Annotated in this window: 8 protein-coding genes, 1 tRNA gene and 1 rRNA gene; 7 read left to right on the top strand and 3 right to left on the bottom strand. The window is 63.2% G+C overall.

Annotation, left to right across the window (positions count from 1 at the left end; translation table 11 throughout):
• Positions 1-56 precede the first annotated feature (56 nt).
• Both rrf and ABAC460_RS41440 read left to right on the top strand, forming a co-directional pair.
• Positions 57-171 (top strand): 5S ribosomal RNA (gene rrf, locus ABAC460_RS41445).
• An 87-nt stretch (positions 172-258) separates the two neighbouring features.
• Positions 259-335: transfer RNA gene (locus tag ABAC460_RS41440), tRNA-Met, on the top strand.
• Between the two features lie 84 nt (positions 336-419).
• Here ABAC460_RS41440 and ABAC460_RS41435 read toward each other — a convergent pair.
• The 3 genes from ABAC460_RS41435 to ABAC460_RS41425 form a co-directional block, all read right to left on the bottom strand.
• Positions 420-2261 (bottom strand): HAD-IIIC family phosphatase, encoded by a 1842-nt coding sequence (locus ABAC460_RS41435; RefSeq protein WP_023454698.1) that lies wholly within the window; start codon positions 2259-2261, stop codon positions 420-422.
• Positions 2262-2357: 96 nt separating this feature from the next.
• Positions 2358-6602 carry a hypothetical protein gene (locus tag ABAC460_RS41430; RefSeq protein ID WP_155914703.1) on the bottom strand — a complete coding sequence of 1415 codons (4245 nt, stop codon included), beginning with the start codon at positions 6600-6602 and terminating at the stop codon, positions 2358-2360.
• Positions 6603-6615: 13 nt separating this feature from the next.
• Positions 6616-10329, bottom strand: coding sequence for a hypothetical protein (locus ABAC460_RS41425; RefSeq protein WP_023454696.1), 3714 nt, complete (start codon positions 10327-10329; stop codon positions 6616-6618).
• 178 nt (positions 10330-10507) lie between these two features.
• Here ABAC460_RS41425 and ABAC460_RS0124970 point away from each other — a divergent pair, with 178 nt between their 5' ends.
• From ABAC460_RS0124970 to ABAC460_RS41405, 5 genes are all read left to right on the top strand, one after another.
• On the top strand, positions 10508-10711 hold the full coding sequence (locus tag ABAC460_RS0124970) for a type II toxin-antitoxin system ParD family antitoxin (protein WP_023454695.1): 204 nt from the start codon (positions 10508-10510) through the stop codon (positions 10709-10711).
• Between the two features lie 297 nt (positions 10712-11008).
• Positions 11009-12937: a S9 family peptidase gene (locus ABAC460_RS41420; RefSeq protein WP_023454694.1), complete on the top strand. Its 1929-nt coding sequence runs from the start codon at positions 11009-11011 to the stop codon at positions 12935-12937.
• 4 nt (positions 12938-12941) lie between these two features.
• The gene (locus ABAC460_RS41415) at positions 12942-13289 is read left to right on the top strand and encodes a DUF1304 domain-containing protein (RefSeq protein ID WP_023454693.1); all 348 of its coding nucleotides are present in this window, start codon (positions 12942-12944) and stop codon (positions 13287-13289) included.
• Entirely contained in the window at positions 13286-13885 is a 600-nt protein-coding gene (locus ABAC460_RS41410) for a class I SAM-dependent DNA methyltransferase (RefSeq protein WP_023454692.1), read from the top strand. The genes ABAC460_RS41415 and ABAC460_RS41410 overlap by 4 nt, the downstream gene beginning before the upstream one ends.
• Positions 13882-14484, top strand: coding sequence for an RluA family pseudouridine synthase (locus ABAC460_RS41405; protein ID WP_023454691.1), 603 nt, complete (start codon positions 13882-13884; stop codon positions 14482-14484). The genes ABAC460_RS41410 and ABAC460_RS41405 overlap by 4 nt, the downstream gene beginning before the upstream one ends.
• Positions 14485-14489: the final 5 nt, after the last annotated feature.

The raw sequence follows: 14489 nt of genomic DNA, 5'->3' as shown, positions 1-14489 counted from the left end.
TTAAGTCGGGACGTCCTGACAATGTCTTCTCAATTACAGCAACTGCTTTTGGTTGACCTGGTGGCTATGCCGGAAGGTCCCCACCCGATCCCATTCCGAACTCGGTCGTTAAGCCTTCCTGGGCCGATGGTACTTCGTCTTAAGTCGCGGGAGAGTAGGTCGTCGCCAGGTCTACCAAGAGCAGTTGCTAAAACCCTTCATTACAAGTTTTAAGGACCGGATCGCGTACATCGCTATCCGGTCCTTTTACCATATTGCCGCGGGATGGAGCAGCCCGGTAGCTCGTCAGGCTCATAACCTGAAGGTCGTCAGTTCAAATCTGGCTCCCGCAACCAAAACAGAAAAAGCCCCAGCCCAAAAGCTGGGGCTTTTTGCTGTCCAAATCCCAACTCCCCCGAAGCTTCAGCGAACGGGGGTGATCAGGCGGTAACCTCGGTCTTGACGGTCACGTGCTTGAACACCGGCACGCGATAGTCGGGTTTGGCCAGGAAAATCCCCGGCTGCGAACTCATTTCGAAACCGGCCCTTGTGTACAGATCGCGGCAGGGCAGGTTCGACTCGGTCTCGTTAATCGTGCCGACGATCGTTGCCCCCGGGCGGGTTTCGTGCAGCCTTGCAACGATCTGGCCCAGCACCACGGTCTCGATATCCATGCCCAGGACCCGGCAGCTCATGACATATTGCACGATGTTCGTGCGATTGATCAAAATCACGCCGACCAGGCCATAGTCGGCATAACGGTCCTTGACCTTGAAGGCCTGAATCTTGCCGCCCTGGGCCAGAAATCCGGTGAGTTCAGCGTTCTGCCAGCGCTTGCCGCTGGTGTTGAACTGATTGGTTTTGTTGATCAGTTCGACGACGCGCGAATATTCGTTCTGGGTTTCGCCCTCTACGGCCAGCAACGTGACCTCGGTCCCCAGCCCCTGCAGGAAGGCCTCGCGGCTCAGGTCCTTCGCCTGCGTCTTGCGGTCGATCTGAGCCCGCATCATGCTTTCGCGACGGCTCGATTCCACCGTCAGCCGGGCGACCTGGGTTTCCGGCGCCCACAGCAGCAGACGTCGCGTCTGGAACGGATTCGACCCGATGGTGCGAAGCCCCGGCAGGGCCTCCATGCAGGCGGCGCGTTCCACTGGATTGTCATCGACGAACACCGCGCTTTTCGGCGTCAGACTGAGATCGCTGAGAATCCGGGCGATGTTTTCGGCCTTCGCATGCCAGTTGATCTGGACCGAGACAAAGTCGTCCAGCGACAGGAACGGAGGATTGACCGCGTTGGACCAGCGTTCACGCACCAGGGCTTCGTCGTTTTTGGAGCTTACGGCGACCATGATGCCGCGGGCGCGCAGGTGGTGCACGCTTTCCCACACACCGATCGGCCAGCCGTCGGAATAGGGCCAGGGTTCACCCGGCACATAGTGATCGCCGATCTGGCCGCGCCACAACGTGTTGTCGAGGTCGAAAATGACGACCTTCACCTGATCGACCTGGCTGACGATGCGGTACAGGTAATCGATCTGGGCGAAAACGGCCTTCATGAATTTTTCGGACGCGACCGGGAACATGTCGGTCATCGGTGGAACCATCTCGATGCGGCCGGGCTCGGGCTGGGTCCAGAAGGGATTGTTCTCATGCCCCGACCAGTCGGGGAACATCAGCGATCCATGCGAATAGAAGGAGATGGTATCGTCCAGGAAGGTGATCTTGCCCATGGTCGCGGCGATGGCTTCAACATCGGCGACATAGGCATTGCCGAACCCCCGGACGACGTCCGCCAGCTTTTCATTCAGCTTTTTGACGAGCCAGACCAGGTCCCTTTCGGTGTCATGGTCGGTAAGGCTGGGGGCCGCGTGTCCCTGGGGCACGATGAAATTGGACACCAGGGTCAGGGTGCCGTGCTGGCGATTATAGGTCAGGGCCTTGTCGAGCATCATCTCCAGCATAGTGCCGGCGCGATCCATCAACTCGGCGGCAAAGGCGGCGTCATTGAGGCGCGGCATCTCCACCACGGCGTCGGTCAGGACGCTGCGCAGAGGAATCTGGACATATTGCAGGTCGTACTCGCCGATCGGTCGAGGCGGCTCCGCTGGAAACTGGCCCAGATTGTTAAAGAGGATGAAGTCGGAGTTCACCTCCGGCCGTTCCGTCTTCAAGGCTCTGATATAGTGTTCCGTCAGGCAGGAACCGATGAACAGAATACGGTTCAGTTTTGTCGGCGTCACAGACAAGGCCGTTGGAAACAGAAAATCGGCGTAGTCGACCATAGCGAAACCCACACATCCTCAAGCTGGCCAGGAAACGGGAAGTACCTCGCCAGCCGGATTTGAACAAGTACGGATTCACCGTGCGACGGCGTAGAACTAGAATTCCAGCCCTTCCGCGTAGACGATCCGCGACGCCAGGGCCGGCGGTTCCTCGTGGTTCAGGACCTGGCTCGGATAGACCTCGGTCTCGGTGACCAGGATCCGGCGGTAGCCCTTGTTCGGCGCCGCGGGGGCCTCGATAAAGGTCTGCCAGATCAGGTTCTGCGGAACGCGCACGCCCGCCGCAGCGCCCGGCGCCACGCCGGCCGGTGCGGCCGCCGGCAACTCGGCCGTTTCGGCAAACTGCGTCGACCCCGGCTTGCCCTTACCGGATGTCGTCTTCAGGCTGGCCGTAGCCAGGCGGCTGGCGGCCATGTCGGCGGCGTCGCTGACCTCGATATTCTCGCGTGTCCCGGTCCGTTTCATCGCCACGCCGCCATCGGATCGCAGCTTGGGATTACCGACGTCGCGCCAGCCCAGGACCTCGTCGCTCTCGCCATCGCGCACCTGGACGCGCAACTCGATATCGCCGATGCGGGCCTTCTCGTCGCCTTTCACATCGGTCGGTTCGTCGCCGTACAGGAAGACGGCATAGCCGCCGGCCTTGCCGACCGGTAGGATGACCAGGATGCGGTCAGCCGACAACTGCATGAAGTCGCAGGTCACACTCGACGACAGGTGACAGCCCGGCTCCGACGTCGGCTGATAGCGCGCTACCGACAGCCGCACGAACGGGAAGTAGCTGCCCTTGGGGATGCGGATGGCAATGTCGGCGTACCACAGTTGCCGGTCGCTATCGAAGCCGCAGGCATGGGGCGCGACCGTATACAACCCGTCCTGGCCCGGCACCGCCACATTGGTGCGGCCGCCAAACGCGTTGGGTGCCAGGTCGCTGCCCTCGATCGCCGCGAAGTCCGTGCCCGGCGCCGGGATCGGACCGCTGGTCCGCGCCAGCACGAAGCTCGACAAAGGCGGACTGACGGCATTGATATCGGCGCTGATGCGGATCGGATCGCGACCCCACTGGGTAACCTGCGGCAGGTTGCCGGTCGTCGCCGGCAGGTCGCTGGCCGGCAGGATCACGGCCAGCATTTCGTTATAGCCGGTCGTCATCCACGGCCTGTCGAGATAGACGCGCAAACCGGCCGTCCGCCGGGTCGCCTTGACCTGCTTGTCGGCCAGCCAGCCGAAGGTCGGGATGACATAGACCACCTGCGGCGGCGGCGGCGGCGCGGCATTATTGATCCACTGGACCTTTTCCACCGACGTCACCGACATGGCCTTTTCGTCGTCGCGCAGGGATTTCTCAAAGAACTCCTTGAACCGCGACACGGCGGTCATGGTGTAGCTGATGCGGCGATAACGCGTATCGGGCAGGGTATGGACCAGGCCCTCGCGGCTGTAATCGCCAAAGAAGCCGTCGCCGCGCGACGTCGGCAACTGCACCACATACTGGGCATGCGGCCGCACGACCGGCTTCGACTTGGCGGCGATTTCCTGGGCATTGTCGTCCGGCTCGCTCCAGGTCGCATCCAGGTCCAGGCGCACCGTCGACGGGCCCGACAAAGGCGTGGTCAGGGTGTTGATGGTGGCGTCGCGCTGGCCCTTGCCACGGCTGATCTTGATAGCATTGAAGGCCGGGATCTTGAGTGGCTTCTGGGTGGCGTGGACCAGTTCGATCTCGCGCCACGGCGTGAACATCCAATGCTTGCCTTCCAGGATCAACTGCTTGACCCGGTCGATGGTCTTGCCGTTGGCCTCCTTCAGGATCAGCGGCCACACGGCCATCTTGTCGAGATTGTCCGGCGCCAGGATACAGCTCAGCCGCACCCTCTGGCGGCAGGCCTTGGGCATAGGCACCTTCAGGGTACGGTTCGCGTTATCGTATTCGAAAGTGGTGATATCCTCCCGGCCCTCGATGAGGATCGGATGCGAAGAGTCGGGCCAGCCCTTGGGAAAGCCGTTATTGACGACGTCGTAGAGCGGTATGAACACATCCGTCCAGCCCTTTTCGCCCAGGCTGCGCAGTCGGGCGCGGATGGCGGCGGCATAGGGGTCGGGCAGGTAGGGCAGAGCGAAGCCCTTAGGCGCCACGGCGTAGGTGGTCGGCTTGCCCTCGAACGGTGTCGTCGTCTCCGGATCGGCGTTCAGCCAGTCGGCCGACGGCATGCCGGTTTCGGCAAAGCCATGGTCCTGCTTGCCCAGGATTTCGTATTTGTCCGGATCGGGCCGCCAGGCCTTGTCGCAGACGCCGTGGGTTTCGGCGAAGCGCTGGGTGACGCGCGGTGGCGCCAGGTTGCGCGTCACCGACTTGGTGTTGCGCTCGGGCTTGTCCCAATAGGTTCGCAGCGCCAGACGGCCCATGCTTTCGCCCTGTTCAGGCTTGGACTGGACCTCGCTGAACGGCACCGGTTCGGTGCCCATAGTGATGCCGGGCGCGACCAGGGTCAGGACCGGCGCCTCGATCGGCTCATAGCGGCGATAGGTGACCTCGGGCGACAGGGCCGCGGCCGGGGCGCCGGCTTCGACCGGCTTAGACTGGCCGGTCAGGTCGACGACCCGCAGCCGTGCCCGGTATTTGCGGCCGAAGCGCAGGGCCGGCAGGGTGCCCGGCGCCGGCGCGAACCGCGCATCCAAAGGCAGGGCGGGCGGCACCTCGGCGCCTTCCTTGGCGCCCATCTTGGCGTGCTGCTCGTCTTCTTCGAGGCCCGACAGATCGCCCGGGTCATTGACCAGGACCTTGAACGGCTCGGGCGCGCTCAGCGACCAGCCGCGCCACACGAACAGGCCTTCATGCAGCTTGTAGACATTAGGGACGCTGTCGTCCGGGCTGGAGGTCAGGGAGGTGCCGGAAAAGCCCTCCTGGACCTTGGCGGACGCGCCGATGACCCTGGCGCCATCGCGTTCCCAATGCATGGCCTGGAGCACCTGGTCGGTAAAGGCGGCGCCGTTGCGGAAGACATACTGCGACTGGCGGGCATGCAGCGATCGCCAGGTCTGGGCCGGGCGGGTGACGTCCAGGATATCGACGCGGAAGCCGCGCGTCAGGTCCGAGGCATCGAGATCCGCCGGCGGATGGTTGGCGCGTACGGCAGCATCCATGCCGTCGGTCTTGATGGCCTTTTCGCTGATGTCAGCGTGGCGGCGCGACTTGGCCAGCATCAGGCCGGCGGTGCGCAGCGACGGCGCGGCCGCCTCGGGCTCCAGCGGCTTGTCGTTGAACAGGTCGTCATTGAACTCGGTCGCCCGCATCGTAGGCAGGCTGGCGCCCAGCGAGATCGTCTTGTGGCCGGCGCCGTCGACATCGAGCTGGATCAGGTCCAGCCCGGCATTGGCCAGGGTGACGAAGCCGCCCGTCATCTTCGCCGGATTGGCCTCGGCCAGGAAGTCGTGCTCGCCCAGCGTGCAGCGCGTGATCGGGAAGATATCGCGGACATCGGCCTGGCCGTTATTGGCGCGCGACACGAAGGCCGACAGACGCACGACGCCGGTCGTCGGCAAATTGCCGGCCGGGATCTCGAAATCGACGATCAGCCCGCACCACCGCGCCAGGTCGGGATAGTTGGTGACGGCGGAAGCGACGCGGTGCAGGTCGGTATCGGCGGTCAGACGGTCGGCATTGGGCAGTTTCGGCGGCTTCTTGTGCCCGGTCCAACTGGCGTTTTCGAGCGGATCATTCGGCCCCTTCTTGGCGTAGCTGTGGGTCTCTTCCTTCAGCAGCGGCCGGTGATACAGCGAAAACACGTCCAGCAGGCCTTCCGGCGTTTTGGACAGCAGTTCCGGGCCGCGGGTGCGATAGTTGCCCAGCAGTTGCTCGGTCGTCGGCCGCGGCTTGCGGCGGAAGGACGGATCGGTATAGGGCCAGCGCGCCTGCACCAGGTCGCCGGCCTTGGGCAGGTCGTCGCCGGTGGCAAAGCCCAGCTTGCCGTACAGGGTTTCGATCTGGTTCGCCAGTTGCGCCGTCGGATAGCTGAGGATGGTCTTGCCCTTCAGGTTCTTGAAGACATAGGGCTTGATCGGCGTGGTCTTGGGGAAGAGGGCGTTGAAGACGTCGTTGCGCGGTTGCGACAGCACCTTGACCCCGGCGGTGATGGGCGGGCCCTGGCCATCCAGCTGGATGCCGAAGCCGGCGTTGCCGACGACCTTGGTCCAGATGGCCCAGGAATCGGGCAGGTCGGTGATGCGCGGCTGGCCCGACGTCACCTCGATGCGCGGGGCGATGTGCAGGCTGACCCGAAGGTCGCCGGCGGCGTTGCGCCCCTGGGGGCAGAGGGTCCACAGGACCTGTTCTCGGATAGCCATGGTCATGTGCCCCTTATGCAAACGCCGAACAGTAATCCGCCCACATCTGCTTCTTCGGCACGAAGTCGAGGAACAGCGGATCGGCGTCGGAGCCGGCGAACTGGCGTTCGACCGAAATGTCCTGGGAGATGCTGAAGAACAGAATATCGATCTCGACCGTCAGCGTGGCTGTGCCGTACAGGCGAGTCTTGTTCGAGGTCTTTTCATAGGTCAGGCCCAGGTGGAAGGTCAGCGAAACGGTGATGATCCCCAGCACCGACAGATGGCCGCCCAGTTCGATATAGCCTTCGAACGAGATCATCTGCTTGTCGGCGGGCTGGCCGATCCAGTGGAAGTAGAAGCCGGCCTTGACATAGACTCCGCCGGAGGCGACGCCGAGATCGATCGACACCTGGGCGCCGAACTCCAGCGCGGCTTCCAGTTCCTGCACCCCGCCGGAGCCGACGCGGATGGCAAAGAAGCCGCCGCCGCCCAGCATCGAGACGGTCAGGTTGAACGGGTTGTGGCGTTCGGCGAAGTTGAAGCGCGCGGTCGGGCCGTCGCCGTTGAACGGCAGGTCGAACCCGGCCCCCAGATTGACGTTTTGCAAGGTCAGGGCGCCGACCCCGATATCGGGCAGGCCCAGCGAATAGCTGGCCGATATCCCGCCCGGCCCGACATCCAGTCCGGGCGGATCGGAAAAACCGTCCATCGGGATGAAGCTGCGGAAACCGTTGAGGAATTCCAGCGGCCCGCCGAACATGACGCCGTTGTCGATGTCGAAGATCGGATCGACCTCGGGCTTGCTGCCCGGCTTGACCGTCAGGCTCAGCGACTGGAAGTTCAGGATGATGAAGCCGAACAGGTTGATCTTGAACGCCTTCAGCGACGCTTCGACCCGGGCCTGGGGTGGCGAACCGTCCTTGGTGACAACGACGGTCGACACCACGCGCAGTTGCGGATTATCCGCTGTGCCGCCATAATCCTTGGCGACGAACAGGCCAAGGCCCGTGGATGGCGTATCCACATTGGCCTGGGTCAAATCGTAGGTGGTGGTGACCTCGGTACCGGTGGTGACGGTCTTCAGTTGCGGTACGCCGGCGGCCTTGCCTGTCAGCAGCAAAGGTTTCAGGATATCCTTGATATCGACCACGCCCAGCAGCTTCATCCCGCTCAGCGCATCCAGCGGCAGGTTACCGTCGGGCGCGAGATACTTGCCCACGTCGTTGAGCACGCCCAGCTTGCGCGACAATCCATCGGGCTTGAGGCTGGGGGCCAGCAGCCCGCCGAACTTGTCGGTCGGCTTATCCTGCACCGACGGTACAGCCAGGGGGGTAAAGCTGAACACCACCTCGGCGGGATTGCCCCCGCCCAGCCCGTGACTGAGGAAGATCTGGTGGTAGCCGATCGTCGGATTGGCAGCGTGACCCAGCAGGTTTTTCAGCGCCGGTACCTCGATCTGGGCGTTGAGGATACCGGGATAGAAATGCGCACCGTCGGGCGCGCCGCTGGCCGGCGCGGCACGGAAGACCAGTTCGGACGTGTGATAGTCGCTTTCGCCGGGCTCCAGTGCTCCGCCCTCGGGATCGACGGCCGGAGTCAGACGGATCAGTTGCCGGTCCAGCGCCAGTTTGCGGCGCCCGATCACCGTCGCATCGTTGCCGTTGTAGTAGTTGCTGACCTGCTGGACGCTCGATGCCTTCTGGTTGCGCGTGCCCGAGATGAAGATCAGCGGCATGTCGGCCACCGTCTGGCGGCCGGCGGCGTCGCTGAAGATCATATGGAACAGGATATCGCTGCCGCCGGCCATTTGCTTCGGCCAGAAGGTCTGGAAGGCGTTGGTGGCACTGCCGTAATAGCCGACGCCCAGGGGGGCGATCATCACTGGCGCCTGCATGTCCGGCGTCTGTTTGGTGGTGATCTCGACCCGCGTGAACGGGAAGTCGCGGCCTTGCCACATCTGGCCGTCGCCGGGGAAGGTGCGCAGGCGCTGGCGCACGATGATGTAATATTTCTGCAGTACGGCGGCGACGCGGCCACCATCGCTCTGGCCCGAGAACTTGCGCTCGGACACCTTGATCAGCGAGGCGGCATGCCCGAACGGGTAGAGAAAGCCGTCATAGATGACGCGGACGAACTGGTCACGTCCGATCGAGGTGATGTGTTTCCACGCCACCAGGTCGCTATCTAGCGCCAGGTTGTCGTTCCACAGGCCTTCGGCGTCCATCGATCCGCCCAGTGCGGTCAGCCGCAGATGCCGCGCCGTGGCGGGCAGTGGCGTGCGCGGCGTGCCGTCCAACGTCGTGGGGGCCGACATCAACGCCACCAGGTCGCGGCGGTCACGCGGATCCAGCGGCCAGGTCGGGCAGGGGAAGGTATCGCCCAGACAGAAACCCACCTCGAATTGGCCGTCGTCGGTGTGGACGGCGCGCAGCGGCTGGGGCGTGTCGCCCAGCACCCAGTCGCTGACGCGCGTGCCCATGCGGGTGTGCCACAGTTCGGTAAACGGCGAGCCATGGTCGACGACATCGCTGGCGTGGGTAAACCCGGCCGTCGATAGCGGCGTCATGTGCAGGCGGAAGGGAATTTCGATGTCGGTGGCGTTGGGGTTGACGCTGCCGTTCTCCAACGGCTTGCGGTCCTCGCTCTGTTCGACCCGCATGACGTTGCCGGTCAGCCCGCCCCGCGTCTGGGTGACGCGACGGTTTTGCGCCAGTTGCTTTGTCGCCTCGGCATTGACATAGAGCTTGAACTTCTGGCCGCTGCGCGACGTCATCGGCTGCAGGACCTTGGCCTCGGCGGCGGAAATCTGGCCGGGGTCGAGCGTCGCCTTGATTTCGTAGTCGATCAGGTCATCGATGACCTCGTCGGACAGGACGATGCCGGCATCGGCGGAACTGGCGATGGCCTCGGCAACCTTGCGGGCAGCGCGCTTGAGCAACGCTTCGACGGCCGGGTAGGCGTGCAGGGCGGCCTTCTGCTGGTTGGCGATGACGGTGAGGCGATCGCGGATCTGGTCGAAGGCGTGCAGTTCCACCATGTCGCCGGGGACGGTGCCGGCGCGGGTGTCTAGGTTGAGCGGCCACGAGGCACAGGCATCGAGGACGGCCTGGGCGGTGAAATCGATCTCACTGGTTCCCGACGGCATGATGTAGGCCAGGCGAGACGGGCCGGCGATATAGGCGCGCGCCGTATCGCCCCTGGCGATCGGCAGCTTGTCGCCGGGATCGGGATTGACCGCGACGGTTTCGTCGGTCTGCACGTCGGGCATCGCCTGGCCCTTGGTGTCGGGCCAGGTACTTTCCATGATCGCCTGGGGCTGGTGCTGGACGATCATCAGCGCCCGGCTGCCGTTGCGGCGGATCTTGCGGTTCTTGCCGCTGCCGGAAATAGTGGCATTGACCAGGCGGATGTTCAGCACCACTAGGTCGCGCGGCCGGATCAGGGTGAATTCGGTCAGGTTGTCGGCCAGCCGGAAGGCGTCGGGCGACATCACCTGCAGGTCGTTGCGCCTGGGCAGGGTGATCTTGCGGGCGTCGACGGCGGTGACCGCCTTGCGGGCATCCTGGCCCAGCACGGGGGAGGCCGCGCCGGCCAGCAGGAAACTGACCAGAAGCCGTCGCGTCAGGCGGACTTCCTCGGCCGCGGCCTTGAGCAGCGATCTGGATTTTGGGGATTTCGAAGGCGTCGTTCCGGCTTCGGCCGGCTTAGCTGAGGGCGTGGCCCCCGTGTCCTTTTTCTTGGACATGTCTGCACCCAACCCTGTTTTACGGGGGGACCATAACAGGGTTTCGCCGGGCGTCTACCACAATTTCGAATCGAAACCCTGTCGGTCGCGTCGCGGCCACAAGCAACAGGTTACCGCAGAAAGGGTTGATGAAGATCGACGTCAACGCGGCTCTGGATGGAAGGGCGGCAGTCGTAGTATGCTGATTTTGGATATGGAAGATGGCACCATGGCAAGGACAAGGGACGTCAGTCGCGACGGTTTAAAGAATCTGAAAGAGCGTAAATCTCGGCTGGAGGCCTTGCGAAGCCACCTCGCCGAGGGATCGGAACAAGCGCGCAATGAGGCCTTCGTTGAGGACTATTCGGTCGAGCGTATTATTGCCGAACTGGACGGGGAATAAGACAGCCCGGAAATCTATGGATACAACCAGACCTTAATCCACCTTGAGACTGCCCCGCCTATTCGGCAGCGAAGAGCTAAGCGGGAAACGTATCCCTAAAAATCGCGAAAATATAATAGCTTATCCCTCCCCGTTATACGGGGAGGTGGATCATTTGCTGGAAGCAAATGAGACGGTGGGGGATTGGGCCCGCCATCGTCTTGGATATCCTCAATCCCAACCGTATCATCGGCAACAAACCATTGCGCATGCGGTAACCGGGTGTAAGAGTACGGCCACAAAATGGTGGAGTAGCCCATGCGCAAACTGGCATATATCGTATCCCTGGCCGTCCTGGCAGTTCTGAGCCCGCTATCTCCGGCCATCGCCGATGCCGAAAAGCCCGCCGCCCTGGTCGCCGATGGTATCCCTGCCGTACCCGATGCCATGGTGGCAACTACACGGCCGTATATGGAGTACCGCACCGCCGGTTTCGCGTCGTGGAACCCGAACGACAAGTCGATGTTGATCACCACGCGCTTCGGCAATACGGCGCAACTGCACCAGGTGGCTGGGCCGATGATGGACCGCCGCCAGATCAGCTTCGAAGCCGAACCTGTCAGCGGTTCGTGGTCGCCGAAGGGCGATGTACTGGTCGTCCAGAAAGACACGGGTGGCAATGAATTCTTCCAGATCTATACCCTGAAGGACGGCCGTCTGACCCTGCTTAGCGACGGCAAGAGCCGCAATTCCGCCAACACGTGGACCAAGGACGGGAAATGGTTGGCCTACACCTCGACGCGGCGTAACGGCACCGACAACGATATTTACATCGTAGATCCGCGCGATCCGGCTTCCAACCGCCTCGTGACCGAGGTCAAGGGCGGCGGTTGGGCCGTCGGCGGCTTCGCGCCCGACGGCAAGACCGCCGTCGTGGCCGAATATCTCTCGGTCACCAAATCCAACCTCTATCTGCTCGACATACATACGGGCGCCATGACCCCGATCGGCGATGTCAAAAAGGACATCTCGTACGGCGGTGCCCAGTTCGCACCCGACGGCCAACTCTGGGTCACCTCGGACGAGGGCTCCGACTTCCAGCGCTTGGGCATACTCGATACCAAAACCGGCAAGTTCACGCCGAAATCACGCGAACCGAAATGGGATATCCAGAGCTTCGACATCGCCGATGACGGCAGCTTCCTGGTTTACACCATCAACGAGGCGGGCGCCGAAAAGGTCAAGGTTATGGACCTGAAGACCGATGGGGTGCGCACGGTCGAAGGCCTGCCGGCCGGCAATACCGGCGGCCTCGAGATTGCGCCGTGGGGCACGATCGGCCTGACCTTCACCTCGGCCCGCAGCGCCGCCGACGCCTACAGCATCGACCCGAAAACCCTGGCCGTCACCCGCTGGACCCAGTCGGAAACCGGCGGGCTGGACGTCACCCAAAACGTCGAGCCGGAATTCGTCGAGGTCAAATCCTTCGACGGCGAGCCGGTTTCGGGCTTCCTCTATCGCCCCGATCCGGCGAAGTTCCCGGGCAAGCGGCCGTTGATCGTCAATGTCCACGGCGGGCCGGAATCGCAGTTTACACCGGGCTTCCTGGGGCGGACCAACTACCTGCTCAACGAACTGGGCATCGCCGTCTTCTATCCCAATGTCCGCGGCTCGACCGGCTTCGGCAAGCGCTTCGTCGGCCTCGATAACGGGCCCTTCCTGCGCGAGGACTCGGTCAAGGATATCGGCGCCTTCCTCGACCATTTCGCCAAGGACGCCAGCCTCGACAACGGCCGGGTCGCCGTCACCGGCGGCTCCTATGGCGGCTATGTCTGCTACGCCTCCGCCATCCGCTACGGCACGCGTCTGAAAGGCGCCAACTGCGTCGTCGCCATCTCCAACTTCGTCACCTTCCTGGAAAACACCCAGAGCTACCGTCGCGATCTGCGCCGCGTCGAGTACGGCGACGAGCGCGATCCCAAGCAGCGCGCCAAGCTGCTGGAGATCTCGCCCCTGACCGCGGTCGATAAGTTCAACATCCCGCTGATGGTGGTCACCGGCGCCAATGACCCGCGCGTGCCGGCCTCCGAGGCCGACCAGATCATCGCCGCCGTTCGCGCCAAGGGTGGCACCGCCTGGCACCTGCTCGGCCAGGACGAAGGGCACGGTTTTGCCAAGAAGGTGAATCAGGACTATCAGTTCTGGGTGGGTCTCCTGTTCTGGGAGCAGACCCTGCTGAAGGAGTAGGGGCATGAAAATCGCCGATATCGCCGTCCTGGTCGTGGCCGCCTTGCACGGCGCCTTCCTGGTGCTGGAGATGTTCCTGTGGAACACGCCGTATGGCCGCAAAGTCTTTGGCCTGACGCCGGAATTCGCGGCACAGTCGGCGAAGCTGGCCGCCAATCAGGGCCTTTATAACGGGTTTCTCGCTGTGGGCCTGGGGCTGGCGGTATGGGCGAACGACTTCCACGCCAAGATATTCCTGCTGACCTGCGTCATCGTCGCCGGCCTGTACGGCGGGTTTACGGTGAAGAAGTCGATCCTGGTCATCCAGGCTCTGCCGGCGCTGATCGCCCTGGTGCTGCTGCATTTCCCGTGAGCGCCGCCGACGCCATCATCGAACTCTACGACCGGCGGGCCCGCGACTGGGACGCTGACCGCGGCCGCGACCTGTTCGAACGACCATGGCTGGACCGGTTCGCGGCCCTGCTGCCGGCAGGCGGAAGCGTGCTCGATATCGGCTGTGGGTCAGGCGACCCGATCGCGCGACATTTCCTGGAGAGCGGATATGACCTGACCGGCGTCGACTCCGGCGCCAACATGATCGCCATCTGCCGCGACAAGTTTCCCGCCGCCGACTGGGTGGTGTCGGATATGCGTGAACTTAATCTGGGCAAGGCCTTCGACGGGATTATCGCCTGGCACAGCCTGTTCCATTTGACGCCCGACGATCAGATGAAAATATTTCCCATTTTTCGGAATCATGCGAAGCCTGGGACAGCCTTGATGTTCACCTCTGGCATTGTCCACGGCGGCCACGTCGGCGAATGGCGCGGCGAACCCCTGTACCACGGCAGTCTGGATGCCGCGGCGTATCGCGCCTTGCTGGACGAAAATGGCTTCGATCTGGTGCACCATGTCGCCGGCGATCCGCAGTGCGGTCATGCCAATATCTGGCTCTGTCGCGCGCGATGATTCTTTACGCCGATGACGCCATGGTGGTCGCCGACAAGCCGGCGGGTCTGCTCAGCGTGCCGGGCCGGGGACCAGACCGGCAAGACTGCCTCGTAGCCCGTGTGCGCGAAACCTATGCCGATGCCCTGACCGTGCATCGCCTGGACATGGCGACTTCTGGCCTGATCGTGCTAGGCCGCGGCGCCGATGCTCAACGCGCCTTGTCGCTGGCGTTTGAAAACCGCCGGACCGAGAAACTCTATATTGCCGTCGTCCATGGGCACTTGCCTGATACAGGCGAAGTCGATTTGCCTTTGATCACCGACTGGCCCAACCGCCCGCGCCAGAAGGTCGACCACGCCATCGGCAAACCGTCCCTGACCCGCTATCGCACGATAAGCCGCGACGACACGACCTCCCGCGTCGAACTGGAACCGGTGACTGGCAGGTCGCATCAGTTGCGGGTGCATATGCTGGCCATCGGCCATCCGATTGTCGGGGATGAGCTGTACCGTCCCGACCTTCCGGCGCCACGGATGCTGCTGCACGCTGAACGCCTGGCCGTACCGCATCCACTGACCGGCGAGATGACGCAATTCCATAGCCCGACGCCATTCTAAATCCC

The organism is Asticcacaulis sp. AC460 (assembly GCF_000495795.1).
Classification (GTDB): domain Bacteria; phylum Pseudomonadota; class Alphaproteobacteria; order Caulobacterales; family Caulobacteraceae; genus Asticcacaulis.
Note: the sequence above shows the minus strand (reverse complement) of the source record. Positions and strands in the feature narration are given on the sequence as shown.

Excerpts from the sequence above, each read along its gene's own strand:
- ABAC460_RS41435 (WP_023454698.1), bottom strand. The coding sequence starts at position 2,261 with ATGGTCGACTACGCCGATTTTCTGTTTCCAACGGCCTTGTCTGTGACG.
- ABAC460_RS41430 (WP_155914703.1), bottom strand. The coding sequence starts at position 6,602 with ATGGCTATCCGAGAACAGGTCCTGTGGACCCTCTGCCCCCAGGGGCGC.
- ABAC460_RS41425 (WP_023454696.1), bottom strand. The coding sequence starts at position 10,329 with ATGTCCAAGAAAAAGGACACGGGGGCCACGCCCTCAGCTAAGCCGGCC.
- ABAC460_RS0124970 (WP_023454695.1), top strand. The coding sequence starts at position 10,508 with ATGCTGATTTTGGATATGGAAGATGGCACCATGGCAAGGACAAGGGAC.
- ABAC460_RS41420 (WP_023454694.1), top strand. The coding sequence starts at position 11,009 with ATGCGCAAACTGGCATATATCGTATCCCTGGCCGTCCTGGCAGTTCTG.
- ABAC460_RS41415 (WP_023454693.1), top strand. The coding sequence starts at position 12,942 with ATGAAAATCGCCGATATCGCCGTCCTGGTCGTGGCCGCCTTGCACGGC.
- ABAC460_RS41405 (WP_023454691.1), top strand. The coding sequence starts at position 13,882 with ATGATTCTTTACGCCGATGACGCCATGGTGGTCGCCGACAAGCCGGCG.